This is a genomic window from Actinotalea sp. JY-7876 (assembly GCF_014042015.1).
Taxonomy (GTDB): domain Bacteria; phylum Actinomycetota; class Actinomycetes; order Actinomycetales; family Cellulomonadaceae; genus Actinotalea.
Map to the genome: position 1 here is coordinate 3,020,777 of NZ_CP059493.1, position 16,397 is coordinate 3,037,173.

Consider the following 16,397-nt stretch of genomic DNA (forward strand, 5'->3'; position numbering starts at 1 on the left):
GCCCCCAGCGTAGGCGCCTAGGCTGGGGGCATGGTCAGGGCCCTGCCGTACATCGTCCCGCTCGCGCTCGCGCTGTTCGCCCTCATCGACCTGTCGCGCAGCTCGGCCGTCGAGCGCGCCGAGATCCACCCCGCGGCGTGGGTGGCGATCATCGTGCTGCTCCCCGTGGTCGGACCGGTCGCATGGATCGCCGTGAGCCGCAGCCGGATCGCGGCGGCACGCCGCGCCGCGGGCGGCACCGCGCCGACGCGCCCGGCACCGGGGCGCCCGAAGCCGCGGCGCTCGGGCCCGGTCGCGCCCGACGACGACCCCGACTTCCTCTGGCGGCTCGAGAGGGAGCGGCGCCGACGCGCCCACGGGACGCAGGAGCCGGGCGACGGCGACGGGCCCGCGCCCGACCCGGAGGACCGCAGCACCGACTGAGCCTCGGCGCGTCGACGCAGTGGTCGACGCAGTCGGTCGACGCGGTCAGGACGACGCGCTGAGCAGAACCGCCGCGACCCCGATCGCCGCGAGGCCCGCCGCGAGCCAGGCGGCCTCCGGGAGGTACTCGCGTGGGGCGGTGACCAGCGGCCCCGGGCTGTCCACGTCGCGGATCCGGGCGATGCGTCGGCGGTGCGCCCGCAGCGCCAGGACGAGGCACGGCCCGCAGAGCACGAGCAGCACCCCGGCGACCACCTGGGACCAGGCACCGTCGCCCAGCCCGACGACCACCGCCACGACCCCGGTCAGGGCGAAGAGGCCACCGGCCATGGCCGTGGCGAAGCCACGTCCCCACATGCTCTGCTCGCGGAGCTCGCCCCAGGTGACCGAGGCGTCGGCCGGGCCGCGGCGAGACGGCGCCGTGTCGTTCACTCGCCCGACGGCAGGCCGCCGTAGTCGTGCAGCCCTTGGAAGAAGAGGTTCACGCCCGTGAAGTTGAAGATCACGGTGGCGTAGCCGACGAGCACGAACCACGCCGCGCGCCGCCCGGACCAGCCCCGGGTCGTGCGGGCGTGCAGGTAGGCCGCGTAGACGACCCACACGACGAAGCTCCAGACCTCCTTGGGGTCCCAGCCCCAGTAGCGGCCCCACGTGTGCTCGGCCCAGACGGCGCCGGCCATGACGGTGAAGGTCCACAGGACGAAGCCCACGGCCGTGATCCGGAAGGACAGCGCCTCGAGGTCGCGCACCGGCGGGAGCGCGTCGAGCAGGGCCCAGCGCCGGGACGCGAGGCGCGGCGAGCCGGAGTCGCGCGCGTCCTTGAGCAGCTGCAGGGCGCTCGAGGCGAAGGAGACCGTGAGCAGCCCCGTCGCGATCGTCGCGATCGACACGTGGATCACGAGCCAGTAGCTCTGCAGCGCGGGCTCGACGGGGCTGGCCGGCGTGTAGAACACGGCGAGGCCGATGCCCAGCGCGACGACGGCGAGCCCGATGACGATCGTGCCGAGGAAGCGCAGGTCGCGCCGGCGGCACAGCACGAGGAACGTCACGACGGCGACGAGCGTCCCGACCAGCGTGAACTCGTACATGTTGGCCCACGGCACGCGGCCCGCGGCCACGCCGCGCAGCACCGTGCCGGCCCCGTGCAGGAGCACGCCGAGGATCGTCGTCGACATCGCGATGCCGGCGGCGCGGCGTCGGCGCGGGGCCGCGTCCGCGGGCATCCCGTCCGCGGGTTCCGGCTCGAGGGCGGGCGCCGAGGCCCCTGCCGCGCCGACGAGCGTCCGCTCGCCCACGCGCGCCCGCGTGTCCGCGAGGCGCGCCAGGTCGATCGAGAACGCCACGAGCGCGACCGCGTAGGCCGTCGTCGCGCCCCACACCAGCAGCGTGCTCAGCTCACCGAGACTCATCGTCCTGCCTCTCCGACGGCGCGTCGCGCACCGTGTCCATGACCCGCGCGAGCTCGTCCGCGAGGCCGACGTCGTCCCCCCGGGCCAGTGCGGCACCAGCGACCACTGTACGGCCGGCGCCGCCCGCCTCCTCGCCGGCGGTCACGCGCAGCCACAGCCGGCGGCGCGGGGTGAAGAGCGAGACCGAGAGCCCGACGAGCGCCACGACGGAGAACGCCAGGAGCCAGGGCAGCGACGGGTCGTGCCGCAGGTCGAGCGCCACGAACCGGGGCAGCCCCTGCCAGGTCAGCGTCCCGAGGCCGTCCGGCAGCTCGACCGTCTGGCCCGGCTCGACGAACAGCGTCACGGGGGTGCCGTCCGCCTCCGTCGCCTGCGTCATCGCGCTGGAGTCCAGCTCGTAGACGTTCTGCGGGATGCCCTCGTCCAGGCCGAGGTCGCCGGACCACACGCTGAGGACCAGCAGCGGCGCCTCGGGCTCCGGGCGCACCGACGCGGCGGCGATCGGGCTCACCACGGCGGTCGGCAGCAGGACGCCGACGAGACCGATCTGGTCCCCCGTCGAGACGTCCGGGACCTTGACCACCCCGTTGGACGTGTAGACGGCGTCCTGCGGCAGGAACGGCACGGTGCCCGCGAAGGCGACCTCCCCCGCGGCGTCGTGGACCACGAGGTCGGGCGCGTAGCCGTTGCCCTGCAGGTAGACCTTCGCGCCGCCCGCCGTGAGGGGGTGGTTGACGCGGATGGTCGCCTCGCGCGGCTGCTCGCCGGGCTCGGTCAGCGTGACGTCCGCCCGGAAGTCCTCGGCGCGGGCGTCGGCCGTGAAGCGCGAGGTGAAGGCGTCGAGGGTCAGGGTGAAGGGCACGAGGGAGCCCGGGTCGACGGCGGACCCGGCGCGGAACGTGTCGTAGTCCGTCATCGCGTTGGCGAAGCCCTCGCCCTCGATGACGATGGCCTGCCCGCGGTAGCTGAGCATCTGGCCGGTCGCGACCGAGACGAGGATGCCGAGGAGCGCGAGGTGGAACGCGATGTTGCCGCTCTCGCGCAGGTAGCCGCGCTCCGCCGAGACCTCCACGACGCCCGGTCCGGGGCGGGTGACGTCGACCCGGAACCGCGGGAGCCGGCGGAACCGGCCGACGAGGACGCGGCGCGCGGCCGCGGCGACGTCGTCCGGGGACGCGGCGACGGTGGCCTCGTCGCGGACGGCGAAGCGCTCGAACCGGCGCGGCGCGCGGGGCGGCCGGGCCCGCACGGCCCGCAGGTGGGTGCGCAGGCGCGGCAGGATGCAGCCCACGAGCGAGACGAACAGCAGCAGGTAGACGGCCGAGAACCAGACCGACGCGTAGACGTCGAAGAAGCCCAGGCGGTCCAGCCAGGGCCCGAGCGTCGGGTTGTCCTGCAGGTACCGCGCGACGGCGCCCGGGTCCTGCGGGTACTGCGGCAGCACCGAGCCCGGCACGGCCACGACGGCCAGCAGCATGAGGAGCATGAGCGCGACGCGCATGCTCGTGAGCTGGCGCCAGGTCCAGCGCAGGGTCCCGGCCAGCCCGAGGCGCGGCAGGACGGCGGGGTCGCCGGGACGGGCCGCGGGCGTCGCCTCGGGGCCGTCGTCGGTCTCCAGCCCCTCGGGCCGGTAGGGCGCGCGCGGGCTCACAGGACCGTCTCGTACCCGGCCACGAGGCCCTGGAGCGACGCGGTCCACGTACCCCACAGCCCGGTCACGAGCGCCAGCCCGACGGCGACGAGCACGCCGCCACCGATGCGCATCACCGCGACGCGGTGCCGGCGCAGGAAGCCGAGCGCCCGCTGCGACCGCTCGAGGCCCAGCGCGACCAGCAGGAAGGGAAGCCCCAGGCCGAGGCAGTAGGCGACCGACAGCACGGCGCCACGCCCCGCCGAGGCGCCGTCGAGCGCGAGCGTGTAGACCGCGACGAGCGTCGGCCCGATGCACGGCGCCCAGCCGAGCCCGAAGACGACGCCGAGGAGCGGTGCGCCCCACAGCCCCGCCCGCGGCGCGACGTGCAGGCGGCGCTCGCGCTGACCGAACGGCAGCCAGCCGAGGAACGCGAGGCCCATGAGGACGACGACGACGCCCAGCACCCGCGTGACGGGGTCGCTCCACTGCGCCAGCACCGCGCCGAGGGACCCGGCGAGCACGCCGAAGAGGACGAAGACCAGGGTGAACCCGGCCACGAAGAGGCCCACGCCCACCAGGAGCCGGCCGCGGCGCACGTCGGTGAGCGTGGCGCCCGCGGGGTCCCCGGGCGACCGGCCGGCGCGGCTCGCCCCGGCCATGCCCGTCACGTAGCCCAGGTACCCGGGCACGAGCGGGAGCACGCACGGCGACGCGAACGACACCAGCCCCGCGAGGAGCGCGAGCGGGATCGCCAGCAGCATGGAGCCGCCGAGGACCGTCCCCGTGACGTCGCCCATGCTCAGGCGGGCTCGGCGAGCAGGTCGTCGATGAGGGCACGCAGCGTCGAGCCGTCGGCCTTGCCGAGGATGCGCGCGGCCACGTCGCCCTCGCGGTCCAGGACCACCGTGGTGGGCACGGCGCGCAGCGGCACGACCCCCGAGAGGCTCGCGACGGCGTGGCTCTGCGCGTCGTCGAGGGAGGGGTACGGCACCGCGAACGTGCGCTCGAAGGCCTGGGCGGCGCCGGCGTCGTCGGTCGTGTTGATGCCGAGCAGGCGCACCCCCTGGTCGGCGTAGTCCCCGGCGATCGCCACCAGGTCCGGCGCCTCGGCGCGGCACGGCGGGCACTCCGCGTACCAGGTGTTGAGCACGACGACGTCGCCGCGCCACTGCGCGATGTCGATCGCGGCGCCGCTGTAGTCGGTGCCGGCGACCTCCACCGGGCCCTCGCGGTCGTCGGCGGGCCACGTGGTGACGGACTCGTCGCCCGAGACGTAGCCGGCCTCGCCGCCGTCCTCGGTCCAGCCGCCGTCCACGCTGGGGCCGCACCCGGCCAGCAGCAGGGCGACGCCGACGAGGCCGGCGGCGCGCGCGGAGCTCCGCATCACGCCCCCGGGACCGTCTTGACGCGCGGCAGGAGGTCGCCCGCGGGCTCGGTGTACGTGATCCCGGTGAGCCGGTCCCCGTCGTAGTGCAGCGAGGTCAGGGAGGCGACGGAGCACTCCCGCTTGCGCGGGTCGTGCCACAGGCGCCGCCCCTGGAGCGCCTGGCGCGTGACCCAGATCGGCAGCTGGTGGCTCACGACCACGGCCTCGTGCCCGGCGGCGGCGTCCCGCGCGGCGGCGACGCCGGCGAGCATGCGCGCGACCTGCTCGCGGTACGGCTCGCCCCACGAGGGCCGGAACGGGTTCCAGAGGTAGGGCCAGTGCGCGGGGCGCCGCAGCGACCCGTCCCCCACGCCGAAGGTCTTGCCCTCGAAGTGGTTCTTCGCCTCGAGCAGCCGCTCGTCGCTCGCGACGTCGAGGCCGAAGGCGGCGGCGATCGGGGCGGCGGTCTCCTGCGCGCGCTGCAGCGGCGAGGCCACGACGTGCACGACGTCGTGCCGCGGCTCGCCCAGCGGTCCCTCCCCCGCGAGGTGGGCGGCGATGCGCTCGGCCATGGCCACGCCCCGCTCGGACAGGCGGAACCCGGTCAGCCGGCCGTAGAGGACGCCGTCAGGGTTGTGCACCTCGCCGTGGCGCATGAGGTGGACGGTGGTCGTCGGCATGCGTCGATTCTCGCCCATCCGCGGGGGTGCCCGGTGCGACCCCCGCCCGGTGGCGCGCTCAGGCGTCGTCGGGGCCCGCGGCCAGGCGCTCCATCGCGGCACCCAGCGCCACCATCTGCTCGTCGCTGAGCAGCTCGACGAGGTTGGCGCGCACGGCGCGCACGTGCCCGGGCGCCGCCTCGACGAGGAGCGCGTAGCCGTCGTCGGTCATGACGCAGTTGACGCCCCGGCCGTCGACGAGGCAGTTCTCGCGGCGCACCACGCCGCGCCGCTCGAGCCGCGTGACGGTGTGGGTGAGGCGGCTGCGGGAGTGGACGAGCGAGGAGGCGAGCTCCGACATCCGCAGGGTGCGGTCCGGGACCTCGGAGAGCCGGACGAGGATCTCGTACTCGCTCAGCGACAGGCCGCAGTCCTGGTCGAGCTGGCGCGTGAGCGCCTCGGCGACCCGGGCGGTCCCGGACAGGTACGCGCGCCAGGCGCGCTGCTGCTCGGCGGTGAGCCAAGGTGTCGTGTCGGCGCCCGGCGCCGCGGTGCGCGCTGCGGCGGCTCCGGTCGGGGCCGTGGCCCGGGTCCGCGTCTCAGCCGTCATGATCTTCCCCCTCCGTCCCGATCAGGGTGCCACGACGGCCGCGCGGACGGCGGTCGAACGGTTGTGCCCCCGTCCCGGGTGTAGTAGAAATATCAACGAGAGGTTGATTGTTCAACCAATCGACCGACCGCCACAGACCACCACCGAGGAGCACCCATGAGCACGACCACCCTGCCGACCGGCGTCACCACCGGCACCTGGAGCATCGAGCCGTCGCACAGCTCGGCGTCCTTCACGGTCCGCCACGCGGGCATCTCCAAGACCCGCGGCACCGTCGCGATCACCGACGGCACCGTGACCATCGGTGAGGACCTCGCGTCCTCGAGCGTCACCGCCACGCTCGACCCGGCGACGATCGACACCCGCGACACGAACCGTGACGGCCACCTCAAGAGCGCCGACTTCTTCGAGGTCGAGACGTACCCGACGTGGACCTTCGCCTCGACGTCGATCCGTGCCGAGGACGACGACGAGTACGTGCTGGTCGGCGACCTCACGATCCACGGCGTCACACGCGAGGTCGAGCTCGAGGTCGAGTTCAACGGCGCGGCCACCGACCCCTTCGGCGCCTCCCGCCTCGGCTTCTCCGCGAAGACCGAGCTGTCGCGCAAGGACTTCGGGCTGACGTGGAACGCGGCGCTCGAGACCGGCGGCGTGCTCGTCTCGGACAAGGTCAAGGTCGCGCTCGAGATCGAGGCCGTCAAGGCCTGACCGGGCCCTCGGCCCGACGCCGTGCCCCCGCCGGTCCGCCGGCGGGGGCACGGCCGCGTCCGGCCCCGCGCCGTCCGGCGTCAGGCGCGCGCGGCGCCCTTGCGGCGCTCGTGGAACGCGAGGATCTGCAGCTCCGTGGCGAGGTCGACCGAGCGCACGTCGACGTCGGCCGGGACCTGGAGCACGCACGGCGCGAAGGTGAGGATGCCGGTCACGCCCGCGGCGACGAGGCGGTCGCAGACGTCCTGCGCGACCCCTGCCGGCGTCGCCAGGACCGCGAGGCGCGCGCCCTCGCGCCGCACGACGTCCTCGAGGTCGCGCCCGTGCTCGACCACCAGCCCGGACACGGTCGTCCCGACGATGTCCGGACCCGTGTCCACGAGCGCCGCGACCCGGAAGCCCTTGCCGGTGCCCGCCACGTAGTTGGCGAGCGCGTGCCCGAGGTTGCCCAGGCCGACGATGACGACGGCGAGGTCCCCCATGAGCCCGAGGGCGGCGGCCACCTGCGCCTCGAGGTGGTCCACCTCGTACCCGACGCCCCGCACCCCGTGCGAGCCGAGGAAGGACAGGTCCCGCCGCAGCTGCGCGGACCCCACGCCCGCGAGCTCGGCGAGCTCGCCCGACGACGTCCGCTCCACCCCCCGCTCGGCGAGCTGCTCGAGCGCGCGCAGGTAGATGGGCAGGCGCGCGACGGTCGAGGCCGGCACCGGGCGTGCCGTCATGCGCGACCCGCCGCGAGCGCGCGCCGCACGCGTCCGGCGTCGATCCGCCAGTAGCCCTGCTGCACGCCGTCGACGACCACCACGGGCACGAGCTCCCCGTACCGCTCCACCAGCTCCGCGGCGTCCGGCGCCGTGTCGATGTCGATCTCGCTCACCCCGGCGCCCGCCTCGGCGGCCACGGGGGCGACGATGTCGCGCGCGGCCTCGCACAGGTGGCAGCCGGAACGGACGTAGAGGACCACCCGTTCGTCCACCCGGTCGCTCATGCGCCCAACCCTAGGGGAGTCGTTACAGTGACCGGGTGGCCGAGCCGAGACCGGGACGATCCGAGCTCCCGGGCTCCGACGCGGAGTCCGGTCGGGCCGCCGTGGCGGCCCACCACCGCAGCCTCGACGAGGCCGACGCCAGGACCGCCGCGTTCTTCGACCTCGACAACACGATCATCCGCGGCGCGAGCGCCTTCCACCTCGCCGTCGGGCTCCGGCGGCGCGGGTTCTTCGGCACCAAGGACCTCGTGACGTTCGCGCTGCACCAGGCGCACTACCTGATGTTCGGCGAGGACGTCGAGAAGATCGACCAGGTCCGCTCGCGCGCGCTGTCGATCGTGGCCGGCAAGTCCGTGGCCGAGATCGCGGCGATCGGCGAGGAGGTGTGGGACGAGGTCCTCTCGCTGCGCATCTTCCCCGGCACCCAGGCGCTCCTCAACCGCCACCTCGAGGCCGGCCACCAGGTGTGGATCATCACCGCGAGCCCGGTCGAGATCGGCGAGCTGATCGGCCGCCGGCTCGGCGTCACCGGCGCGCTGGGCACCGTCGCCGAGCACCGCGACGGCTTCTACACCGGCCGCCTCGTCGGCGACCTGCTCCACGGCCGCGCGAAGGAGAGCGCCGTCGCCGAGCTGGCCCGGCGCGAGGACATCGACCTGGCGCGCTCGTACGCCTACGGCGACTCGACCAACGACGTGCCGATCCTGTCCTCGGTCGGCCACCCCGTCGCGATCAACCCGGACGCCCGCCTGCGCCGCCACGCGCGCAAGGTCGGCTGGCCCGTGCGCGAGTTCCGCGGCCGCCGGCGTACCGCCGCGCGCCGCAGCATGTACACCGCCAGCGGGGCGGGCGCCGCGTGGGTCGCCGGTCTGATCCTGCGCGCGGTCCGCCGCCAGCTGCGCGGCTGACCGGTCCCGCGCGGCTCCGGGTCCCGACGGCCCCTGCCACGGCGACGCACCCTGCGGACGCGACGAGGGCCCGGCCGGAGCCGGGCCCTCGTCGAGGTCCTTCGCGTCAGCGCCCTCGCGGGCGCGCGCTCACTTCTTGTTGCGGCGCTGGTGGCGCGTCTTGCGCAGCAGCTTGCGGTGCTTCTTCTTGGCCATGCGCTTGCGGCGCTTCTTGATGACGGAGCCCACGTGTCCTCGCAACTGTGATCGGTGTGCCGGCGGTCCTGGTGATGTCAGCGGCCTCTCGGCCACCGACCAGCCCGCGCTCGGGAAAGTCCGCCGTCACTCTACCGTGCCCGGGCAGGTGCCCGCGCCGGAAGAGGTCCCGGCAGGGTCAGGACGACATGCGGTCGCGGTCGGACGACTCGACCGACGACGCCGCGAGGTACGCCTCGAGCGCGTCCTGCGGTACCCGGTAGGAGCGTCCGACCCGCACGGCCGGCAGCTCCCCGGAGTGGACCAGGCGGTAGACGGTCATCTTCGACAGCCGCATGGTCTCGGCCACCTCCGCGACGGTGAAGTACCGCAGGCGTGGCCGCTCCTGACCACCACTCATCCTGGCCTCGTCCCTCACGGAGCAGATCCGTCGCACGCGGCGGGCCACGCGGACGGGATGCAGAGCTGGTGCGGCGATCGCCGCGTGCCCCAACCGTAGTGGCCTGTGGGGCTGGAGTGAAAGAGGAGCACGCCGCGCCTCACCCGGTCAGTCGTACAGCGGGTCCAGGTCGAACCAGGGGAAGACCGTCTGGCGCGTGGCCAGGATGATCCGGTCGACGTCGTCGGCCGGGTCGTAGCCCTCGCTCCAAGGCCGCGGCTGCGCGGTCTCGCCGTCCCCCATCGTCGCGGGCACGGGGAAGCCGACCACCCCGGCCGCGTACTCGCGCCACCGCTCCGGCACCGCGGCGTCGACCGGCACGGGCACGTGCGCCGCGAGGGCGAGCAGGTGCGTCCAGGCGCGCGGCACCACCTGGGCGACCGCGTACCCCCCGCCGCCGAGGGCGAGCCAGCGCCCGTCGGCGACCTCGTGCGTGAGGTCGTGCACGAGCTCGGCCGCGGCGCGCTGCGCGTCGACGGACACCGAGAGGTTGGTGAGCGGGTCCAGGCCGTGCGCGTCGCACCCGTGCTGGCTGACGACCACCTGGGGGCGGAACGCCCGCGCCAGCGGCGGCACGACCGAGCGGACCGCGCGCAGCCACGGCGCGTCCGACGTCCCGGCCGGGAGCGCGACGTTCACGGCACCGCCGCGCGCGTCGGGGCCGCCGACGTCGGTGGTGTGACCGCTCCCCGGGAACAGGGACAGCCCGCTCTCGTGCACGGAGACGGTCAGCACGCGGGGGTCGTCCCAGAAGGCCTTCTCGACGCCGTCGCCGTGGTGCGCGTCCAGGTCGACGTACAGGACGCGCTCCGCCCCGAGCGCGAGCAGGCGCCGCACGGCCGCGACGACGTCGTTGTAGACGCAGAACCCCGACGCGTGGTCCGCCATGGCGTGGTGCATCCCGCCCCCGACGTTCACCGCGTGCCCGCACGCGCCGTCCCAGATCGCCTCGGCGGCCCGCACGCTCCCGTCGACGATGCGTGCGGCGGCCTCGTGCATGCCCGGGAACACCGGGTCGTCGTCCGTCCCCAGGCCGTGCTCGAGGTCGGTCTCGCCCGTGGTCGACGCGCGCCGGACGGCCGCGACGTACGCGGCGTCGTGCGCCGTCAGCAGGACGTCGTCGTCGGCCGGCTCCGCGCCCACCAGCTCGACTCCCGGCGCGTCCAGCACGCCGAGCTCGCGCGCGAGGCGGAAGGTCAGGTCAAGGCGCAGCGGGTTCATCGGGTGCTGCTCGCCGAAGTCGTACCCGAGCATGGCGTCGGACCAGACGAAACGGGTGGGCGCCATGCCTCACCGTAGCCCGCGACGTGCCAGAGTTGGCCGTCGAGCAGCGGCCGCCAGGACCAGGAGGTGCGGGGATGGAGCTGCCCCGCAGGCTCTTCGCCGGCCGGGAGTTCGTGGACCGCGCCGCGCGCCAGTCCCCGGCACGGCTCGCGCTGGTCGTCTTCGCGGCGGTCATCGCGCTCTTCACCGTGCTGCTGCTGCTCCCGCAGGCGACGGCGAGCGGCGAGCGCGCGCCGTTCGTCGACGCGGTCTTCACCGCCGTCTCCGCCGTCTGCGTCACGGGTCTGACGACCGTCAGCACGGGCACCTACTGGTCGATGTTCGGTCAGGTGGTCATCCTCGTCGGGATCAAGGTCGGCGGGCTCGGCGTGATGACCCTCGCCTCGCTGCTCGGCATCGCCGTCTCCCGGCGCATCGGCCTCACCCAGAAGCTGCTCACCGCGAGCGAGACCCGCTCGTCGGGGCTGGGCGAGGTGGGCTCGCTCCTGCGCGTCGTCATCCTGACGTCGACGTCCCTCGAGGTGCTCATCGCGCTCGCGCTCATCCCGCGGTTCGCGGTGGTCGGCGAGGACCTCGGCGAGGCCGTGTGGCACGGCGTCTTCTACGCGATCTCGGCCTTCAACAACGCCGGCTTCGTCCCGACGGCCGAGGGCCTGGGGCCGTTCGTGTCCGACTGGTGGATCGGGATGCCGATCGTCGTCGGCGTCTTCATCGGGTCGCTCGGCTTCCCCGTCATCCTCAACGTGGTGCAGCGACGGCGCGACGTGCGGCGCTGGAGCCTGCACACCAAGCTCACGGTGACGACGTCGGGGGCGCTCGTCGTGCTCGGCACCGTCCTCATCGCCGCGTCCGAGTGGGGCAACCGGGCGACGTTCGGCACCCTGGACACGTCGGGCAAGGTGATCGCCGCGCTCTTCGCCGGCGTCATGCCGCGGTCCGGCGGGTTCTCGACCGTGGACGTCGGGGAGATGAAGGAGTCGACGTGGCTCATCAACGACGCGCTGATGTTCGTCGGCGGCGGTAGCGCCTCGACGGCGGGCGGCATCAAGGTGACGACGCTCGCCGTGATGCTCCTCGCCATCATCGCCGAGGCGCGCGGCGACCGGGACGTCGAGGCGTTCGGCCGTCGCATCCCGCGCGAGACGCTCCGGCTGGCGGTCGCCGTGGTCTTCGTGGGCGCGACGGCGGTGCTCGTCGCGACGCTCGCGCTGCTCGAGATCACCGACCTGAGCCTCGACGTCGTGCTGTTCGAGGTGATCTCGGCGTTCGCCACGGTGGGTCTGTCGACGGGCATCACCGCCGACCTGCCGGACCAGGGCAAGTACGTGCTCGCGGCGCTCATGTTCGTGGGCCGCACGGGCACCATCACGTTCGCAGCCGCGCTCGCGCTGCGCGACCGGCGCCGGGTCATCCGGTACCCCGAGGAGAGGCCGATCATTGGCTGACAACCCGTTCCGCCGCAGCGCCGAAGGGCCCCACGGCCTGGAGGCCCCCGCCCCCGAGCGCACCACGCGCGTGCCCGGCCGCCGCGGGGCCGAGAAGGAGGAGGTCCGCGACGGCGGCGTGCTCGTCGTCGGCCTGGGCCGCTTCGGCTCCTCGATCGCGCTGACCCTGGACCGGCTGGGTCACGACGTCCTCGCCGTCGAGCGGGAGTCCTCGCTCGTCCAGCACTACACGGGCCGGTTCCCGCTCGTCGAGGCCGACGCGACCAACCCCGAGGCGCTCGTCCAGCTGGGCGCCAAGGACTTCCCGGTCGCGGTCGTCGGCGTCGGCACGTCGCTGGAGGCGAGCGTGCTCATCACGGCCAACCTGGTCGACCTGGACACGCCGCAGATCTGGGCCAAGGCCATCTCGGTGGAGCACTCGCGCATCCTGCAGCGGATCGGGGCGCACCACGTGGTGCTGCCCGAGGCCGACGCCGGCAACCGCGTGGCCCACCTGGTCTCGGGCAAGCTGCTCGACTACATCGAGGTCGAGGACGGCTTCACGATCGTCAAGATGCGGCCGCCGCGCGAGACGCAGGGCTTCACGATCGCGCAGTCGCAGATCCGCAAGCGGTACGGCGTCACGGTCATCGGTGTGAAGCCGCCGGGCGAGGAGTTCGTCTACGCGACGGACGAGACGCGGATCTCGGCCAACGACCTGCTCATCGTCTCCGGCCACGCCGACCTGCTGGAGCGCTTCGCGGCGCGTCCCTGACCCGGCTAGCGTCGCCGGACGGCGATGACCCGCTGGAGGACGACGAAGGCGAGCAGCAGGCCGCCGATGACGATGCGGGTCCACCACGAGCTGAGCGTGCCCTCGAACGTGATGATCGTCTGGATGAGGCCGAGCACCAGGACGCCGACCACGGAGCCGACGACGAAGCCGCTGCCTCCCGTGAGGAGCGTGCCGCCGATGACGACGGCGGCGATCGCGTCGAGCTCCATGCCGACGCCGGTGAGCGAGTAGCCGGACCGCGAGTAGATGGTGAACAGGAGCCCGCCGATGCCCGCGCACGTCCCGCTGATCACGTACACGAGCACCTTGGTGCGCGCGACCGGCAGGCCCATGAGCATGGCGGACTGCTCCCCGCCCCCGATGGCGTAGACCGTGCGGCCGAACTGGGTGTGGTGCAGCACGAACCACGCGACCGCCACCACGGCGAGCGCGATCATGACGCTCGGCGTGAGGTTCCAGTCGCCGATCGGGATGCGGTACGCCGAGAGGAAGACGATCGTCGGGTCGTTGATCGGGATGGAGCTCAGGCTGATGACGTAGCAGAGCCCGCGCGCGAGGAACATCGCGGCGAGCGTCGCGATGAACGGTTGGATCTCGAAGACGTGGACCATGACGCCCACGAGCAGGCCGATGACCGCGCCGACGAGCACGACGAGCGGGATGACCACGGCGGCCGGCCACCCGGACTGCAGGAGCGTCGCCGCGACCACGCCGACGAGCGCCACGACCGCACCGACCGACAGGTCGATGCCGCCCGTGAGGATGACGAACGTCAGCCCGACGGCGAGCACGATGAGGAACGAGTTGTTGATGAACAGGTTCGACATCACGCGCCCCGAGAGGAACGTGTCGTAGCGGCTCCCGCCGACGGCCAGCATCGCGACGAGCACCACGAGCGTGCCGACGACGGGCAGGTACCGGGCGTCGAGGGAGGGCCGACGGCGCCTGCCCCCCGCGACGACGTCCGCCGCGCGGCCCGTGCCGAGCGCCTGGTCGGTCGTCATCAGGCCGCCACCTCCGTCCGGGCCGGGACCGGCACGCCGCGGCGGGCCGCGAGGCGCCGGCGCAGGGCCGGGGACTGCGCGAGGCAGACGGCGATCACCACCACGGCCTTGAAGAGCGGGGTGACGGACCCCGAGATGCCCAGGATCGTCACGCTGATCGTCAGCGTCTTGATCACCAGGACACCCACGAGGGTGCCGCTGAGCGAGAACTTGCCGCCCGCGAGCGACGTCCCGCCGATGACCACCGCGAGGATCGCGTCGAGCTCGATGAACAGCCCGACGTTGTTGGCGTCGGCCGCCATGACGTCGGCGCTCATCATCAGGCCGGCGACCCCGGCGAAGAGGCCGGTGAGCGCATAGACCGTCCAGGTGATGCTGCGCGCACGCACGCCCGCCAGGCGGCTCGCCTCGGGGTTGATCCCGACGGACTCGACGAGCATGCCGAGCGCCGTGCGGCGCGTCAGCAGCGCGACGACGACGAAGATCACCCCCGCGATGACGACGGGGACCGGGAGGCCCAGCAGGAAGCCCGAGCCGATCGTCTTGTACGGCGGGCTGTTGACGGTCGTGATCATGCCGCCCGTGATGAGCATCGCGATCCCCCGGCCCGCCGTCATGAGGACGAGGGTCGCGATGATCGGTTGTATCCCGAGCACGGCGACGAGGAACCCGTTCCACGTGCCCAGCAGCAGGCCCAGCACGAGCGCCAGGCCGACGGCCGTCACGACGGTGCCGAGCGCCGCGGGGTCGGGTGCCGAGGCGATGTAGCTCAGGGCCACGGCGCCCGAGACGGCGATCACGGCGCCGACGGACAGGTCGATGCCGCGCGTCGCGATGACCAGCGTCATGCCGAGCGCGACCAGGAGCAGCGGCGCGCTCTGACGCAGGACGTCGATCAGCGCGCCGTACAGGTGGCCGTCCTGGACCCGGACGCGCAGGAACGTCGGCGTCCGCAGGGCGTTCGCGACGATCAGCGCGACGAGCGCCACGACGGGCCAGAACAGGCGGTGCCGGACCACGGTCGTCACGCGTGCGCACCCCCCGCGATGAGCCCGACGACGTCGTCGAGCCCGACGTCCTCCCCGTTGACCAGCTCGGCCACCTTGACCCGGTCGCGCATGACGGCGATGCGATGGCTCAGGCGCAGGACCTCCTCGAGCTCGGCCGAGACGAACACGACCGACATCCCGTCCTCGGCGAGCGACGCGATGAGCCGCTGGATCTCGGCCTTGGCACCGACGTCGATGCCGCGGGTCGGTTCGTCGAGCACGAGCACCGTGGGCGCCGTCGCGAGCCATCGCGCGAGGAGCACCTTCTGCTGGTTGCCGCCGGAGAGGTTGCGCACGAGCGCCTCGGGGTCCGCCGGCCGGATGCCCAGGGCCTCGATGTACCGCGTGACGACCTCGTCGACGCGGCGGCGCGGCAGCCGCCGCCAGCCGCGCTCGGCCTGCAGGCCGAGCACGATGTTCTCCCGGACGCTGAGGTCCCCGACGATCCCCTCCGCCTTGCGGTGCTCGGAGGAGAACGCGATCCCCCGCCGGAGCGCCGCGCGGGGCGTCCGCAGGCGTGTGGGCACCCCCTGCACCTCGAGGTGCCCCTGGTCGGCGTGGTCGGCGCCGACCAGGAGGCGCACGAGCTCGGTGCGCCCCGAGCCGAGGAGCCCGGCGAGGCCGACCACCTCGCCCTCGTAGAGGTCGAGGTCGAACGCCTGCACCGCCCTCCGCCGGCCGAGGCCGACCGCCGTCAGCACCGGGGGGGCGTCCGGCCGGTGCCCGGCGGAGCGCTCCGTCCGCTCCTCGAGCCGCTCGAGGGTCGCCAGGGACGTGCCGATCATCGCCGAGACCAGCTCGAGCCGCGGCAGCTCGGACGTCCGGTGGACGCCGACGACCCGGCCGTTGCGCAGGATCGTCATCCGGTCCGAGATCTCGTAGACCTGCTCCAGGAAGTGCGAGACGAAGAGGATCGCGACGCCCTGGTCGCGCAGCGTCCGCACGATCCGGAACAGCGTCGCGACCTCGTCGGCGTCGAGGCTGGACGTCGGCTCGTCGAGCACCAGGACGCGGGCCTCGACGACCATCGCCCGGCAGATCGCGACCAGCTGCTGCACGGCCAGCGAGTGCGTGCCGAGCACCGAGCGCGGGTCGAGGTCGAGACCGAGCCGCGCCAGGTGCTCGGCGGCGCGCCGGCGCAGCCGGGGCCAGTCGACCGCCCCGAACCGCCGCGGTTCGTGACCCAGCATGATGTTCTCCGCGACCGAGAGGTTCTCGCAGAGGTTCACCTCCTGGTAGACGGTGCTGATCCCCGCGGCCTGCGCCTGCGCCGGCCCGCCGAGCGCCACCTCACGTCCCCCCACGCGGATCGTCCCGCTGTCGATCGCGTAGACGCCGGTGAGCGCCTTGATGAGCGTCGACTTCCCCGCGCCGTTCTCCCCCATCAGGGCGTGCACCTCCCCGGGGAACAGGCGCAGGTCGACGTCCTGCAGCGCCTTGACGCCGGGGAACTCGATCGAGATGGCGGTCATCTCCACGACCGGCTCGGTCGTCGTCAT

At 73.8% G+C, this 16,397-nt stretch carries 20 protein-coding genes; 5 read left to right on the top strand and 15 right to left on the bottom strand.

The window, feature by feature from the left end; all coding sequences use genetic code 11:
- Positions 1-30: 30 nt before the first annotated feature.
- Positions 31-423, top strand: a complete 393-nt coding sequence (locus H2O74_RS13905) for a PLD nuclease N-terminal domain-containing protein (protein ID WP_182112118.1) — start codon at positions 31-33, stop codon at positions 421-423.
- Between the two features lie 45 nt (positions 424-468).
- Here H2O74_RS13905 and H2O74_RS13910 read toward each other — a convergent pair whose 3' ends face one another.
- From H2O74_RS13910 to H2O74_RS13940, 7 genes are read right to left on the bottom strand one after another with little or no spacing between them, the layout of a single operon-like run.
- Complete coding sequence (locus H2O74_RS13910; protein ID WP_182112119.1) at positions 469-855, bottom strand: hypothetical protein; 387 nt, start codon at positions 853-855, stop codon at positions 469-471.
- Positions 852-1,832: a c-type cytochrome biogenesis protein CcsB gene (ccsB, locus tag H2O74_RS13915; RefSeq protein ID WP_182112120.1), complete on the bottom strand. Its 981-nt coding sequence runs from the start codon at positions 1,830-1,832 to the stop codon at positions 852-854. Before ccsB ends, H2O74_RS13910 begins: the two co-directional genes overlap by 4 nt.
- A complete protein-coding gene (locus tag H2O74_RS13920; RefSeq protein ID WP_255491646.1) occupies positions 1,819-3,483 on the bottom strand; it encodes a cytochrome c biogenesis protein ResB in 1,665 nt (554 codons plus the stop codon). The genes ccsB and H2O74_RS13920 overlap by 14 nt, the downstream gene beginning before the upstream one ends.
- Positions 3,480-4,262, bottom strand: a complete 783-nt coding sequence (locus H2O74_RS13925) for a cytochrome c biogenesis CcdA family protein (RefSeq protein ID WP_182112121.1) — start codon at positions 4,260-4,262, stop codon at positions 3,480-3,482. Before H2O74_RS13925 ends, H2O74_RS13920 begins: the two co-directional genes overlap by 4 nt.
- A 2-nt stretch (positions 4,263-4,264) precedes the next feature.
- Complete coding sequence (locus tag H2O74_RS13930; RefSeq protein WP_182114296.1) at positions 4,265-4,849, bottom strand: TlpA disulfide reductase family protein; 585 nt, start codon at positions 4,847-4,849, stop codon at positions 4,265-4,267.
- Positions 4,849-5,511, bottom strand: coding sequence for a histidine phosphatase family protein (locus H2O74_RS13935; RefSeq protein WP_182112122.1), 663 nt, complete (start codon positions 5,509-5,511; stop codon positions 4,849-4,851). The genes H2O74_RS13930 and H2O74_RS13935 overlap by 1 nt, the downstream gene beginning before the upstream one ends.
- 58 nt (positions 5,512-5,569) lie before the next feature.
- Positions 5,570-6,100 (bottom strand): MarR family winged helix-turn-helix transcriptional regulator, encoded by a 531-nt coding sequence (locus tag H2O74_RS13940; protein WP_182112123.1) that lies wholly within the window; start codon positions 6,098-6,100, stop codon positions 5,570-5,572.
- Positions 6,101-6,256: 156 nt separating this feature from the next.
- Between H2O74_RS13940 and H2O74_RS13945 the strand changes: the two genes are divergently transcribed.
- Positions 6,257-6,811 carry a YceI family protein gene (locus H2O74_RS13945; protein ID WP_182112124.1) on the top strand — a complete coding sequence of 185 codons (555 nt, stop codon included), beginning with the start codon at positions 6,257-6,259 and terminating at the stop codon, positions 6,809-6,811.
- Positions 6,812-6,891: 80 nt separating this feature from the next.
- On the opposite strand, the gene H2O74_RS13950 is transcribed toward H2O74_RS13945, so the two are convergent.
- Positions 6,892-7,533 (bottom strand): redox-sensing transcriptional repressor Rex, encoded by a 642-nt coding sequence (locus H2O74_RS13950; protein WP_182112125.1) that lies wholly within the window; start codon positions 7,531-7,533, stop codon positions 6,892-6,894.
- Entirely contained in the window at positions 7,530-7,799 is a 270-nt protein-coding gene (locus tag H2O74_RS13955; RefSeq protein WP_182112126.1) for a glutaredoxin family protein, read from the bottom strand. The genes H2O74_RS13950 and H2O74_RS13955 overlap by 4 nt, the downstream gene beginning before the upstream one ends.
- Before the next feature lie 35 nt (positions 7,800-7,834).
- Here H2O74_RS13955 and H2O74_RS13960 point away from each other — a divergent pair, with 35 nt between their 5' ends.
- Positions 7,835-8,707, top strand: a complete 873-nt coding sequence (locus H2O74_RS13960) for an HAD-IB family hydrolase (protein ID WP_309232660.1) — start codon at positions 7,835-7,837, stop codon at positions 8,705-8,707.
- 129 nt (positions 8,708-8,836) lie between these two features.
- On the opposite strand, the gene H2O74_RS13965 is transcribed toward H2O74_RS13960, so the two are convergent.
- From H2O74_RS13965 to H2O74_RS13975, 3 genes are all read right to left on the bottom strand, one after another.
- A complete protein-coding gene (locus tag H2O74_RS13965) occupies positions 8,837-8,935 on the bottom strand; it encodes a 30S ribosomal protein bS22 (RefSeq protein WP_003792170.1) in 99 nt (32 codons plus the stop codon).
- Between the two features lie 145 nt (positions 8,936-9,080).
- Positions 9,081-9,302 carry a helix-turn-helix domain-containing protein gene (locus H2O74_RS13970; protein ID WP_182112127.1) on the bottom strand — a complete coding sequence of 74 codons (222 nt, stop codon included), beginning with the start codon at positions 9,300-9,302 and terminating at the stop codon, positions 9,081-9,083.
- Between the two features lie 147 nt (positions 9,303-9,449).
- Positions 9,450-10,628, bottom strand: a complete 1,179-nt coding sequence (locus H2O74_RS13975; RefSeq protein ID WP_182112128.1) for an acetoin utilization protein AcuC — start codon at positions 10,626-10,628, stop codon at positions 9,450-9,452.
- A 71-nt stretch (positions 10,629-10,699) separates the two neighbouring features.
- Here H2O74_RS13975 and H2O74_RS13980 point away from each other — a divergent pair, with 71 nt between their 5' ends.
- Both H2O74_RS13980 and H2O74_RS13985 read left to right on the top strand, forming a co-directional pair.
- Positions 10,700-12,070, top strand: coding sequence for a TrkH family potassium uptake protein (locus H2O74_RS13980; RefSeq protein WP_182112129.1), 1,371 nt, complete (start codon positions 10,700-10,702; stop codon positions 12,068-12,070).
- A 70-nt stretch (positions 12,071-12,140) separates the two neighbouring features.
- On the top strand, positions 12,141-12,824 hold the full coding sequence (locus tag H2O74_RS13985; RefSeq protein ID WP_182114298.1) for a TrkA family potassium uptake protein: 684 nt from the start codon (positions 12,141-12,143) through the stop codon (positions 12,822-12,824).
- Between the two features lie 5 nt (positions 12,825-12,829).
- Here the strand turns inward: H2O74_RS13985 and yjfF are convergent, their stop codons facing one another.
- Genes yjfF through H2O74_RS16505 form a run of 3 tightly spaced genes read right to left on the bottom strand, consistent with a single transcriptional unit; the run spans position 12,830 to position 16,397 of the window.
- Positions 12,830-13,849, bottom strand: coding sequence for a galactofuranose ABC transporter, permease protein YjfF (yjfF, locus tag H2O74_RS13990; protein WP_182112130.1), 1,020 nt, complete (start codon positions 13,847-13,849; stop codon positions 12,830-12,832).
- The gene (locus H2O74_RS13995) at positions 13,849-14,877 is read right to left on the bottom strand and encodes an ABC transporter permease (RefSeq protein WP_220457968.1); all 1,029 of its coding nucleotides are present in this window, start codon (positions 14,875-14,877) and stop codon (positions 13,849-13,851) included. Before H2O74_RS13995 ends, yjfF begins: the two co-directional genes overlap by 1 nt.
- Entirely contained in the window at positions 14,874-16,397 is a 1,524-nt protein-coding gene (locus tag H2O74_RS16505) for a sugar ABC transporter ATP-binding protein (RefSeq protein WP_220457969.1), read from the bottom strand. The genes H2O74_RS13995 and H2O74_RS16505 overlap by 4 nt, the downstream gene beginning before the upstream one ends.

Excerpts from the sequence above, each read along its gene's own strand:
- H2O74_RS13950 (WP_182112125.1), bottom strand. The coding sequence starts at position 7,533 with ATGACGGCACGCCCGGTGCCGGCCTCGACCGTCGCGCGCCTGCCCATC.
- H2O74_RS13970 (WP_182112127.1), bottom strand. The coding sequence starts at position 9,302 with ATGAGTGGTGGTCAGGAGCGGCCACGCCTGCGGTACTTCACCGTCGCG.
- H2O74_RS13940 (WP_182112123.1), bottom strand. The coding sequence starts at position 6,100 with ATGACGGCTGAGACGCGGACCCGGGCCACGGCCCCGACCGGAGCCGCC.
- H2O74_RS13945 (WP_182112124.1), top strand. The coding sequence starts at position 6,257 with ATGAGCACGACCACCCTGCCGACCGGCGTCACCACCGGCACCTGGAGC.
- H2O74_RS13905 (WP_182112118.1), top strand. The coding sequence starts at position 31 with ATGGTCAGGGCCCTGCCGTACATCGTCCCGCTCGCGCTCGCGCTGTTC.
- H2O74_RS13930 (WP_182114296.1), bottom strand. The coding sequence starts at position 4,849 with ATGCGGAGCTCCGCGCGCGCCGCCGGCCTCGTCGGCGTCGCCCTGCTG.
- H2O74_RS13980 (WP_182112129.1), top strand. The coding sequence starts at position 10,700 with ATGGAGCTGCCCCGCAGGCTCTTCGCCGGCCGGGAGTTCGTGGACCGC.
- ccsB (WP_182112120.1), bottom strand. The coding sequence starts at position 1,832 with ATGAGTCTCGGTGAGCTGAGCACGCTGCTGGTGTGGGGCGCGACGACG.
- H2O74_RS13955 (WP_182112126.1), bottom strand. The coding sequence starts at position 7,799 with ATGAGCGACCGGGTGGACGAACGGGTGGTCCTCTACGTCCGTTCCGGC.
- H2O74_RS13935 (WP_182112122.1), bottom strand. The coding sequence starts at position 5,511 with ATGCCGACGACCACCGTCCACCTCATGCGCCACGGCGAGGTGCACAAC.
- yjfF (WP_182112130.1), bottom strand. The coding sequence starts at position 13,849 with ATGACGACCGACCAGGCGCTCGGCACGGGCCGCGCGGCGGACGTCGTC.
- H2O74_RS13925 (WP_182112121.1), bottom strand. The coding sequence starts at position 4,262 with ATGGGCGACGTCACGGGGACGGTCCTCGGCGGCTCCATGCTGCTGGCG.
- H2O74_RS16505 (WP_220457969.1), bottom strand. The coding sequence starts at position 16,397 with ATGACGACGACCGAGCCGGTCGTGGAGATGACCGCCATCTCGATCGAG.
- H2O74_RS13975 (WP_182112128.1), bottom strand. The coding sequence starts at position 10,628 with ATGGCGCCCACCCGTTTCGTCTGGTCCGACGCCATGCTCGGGTACGAC.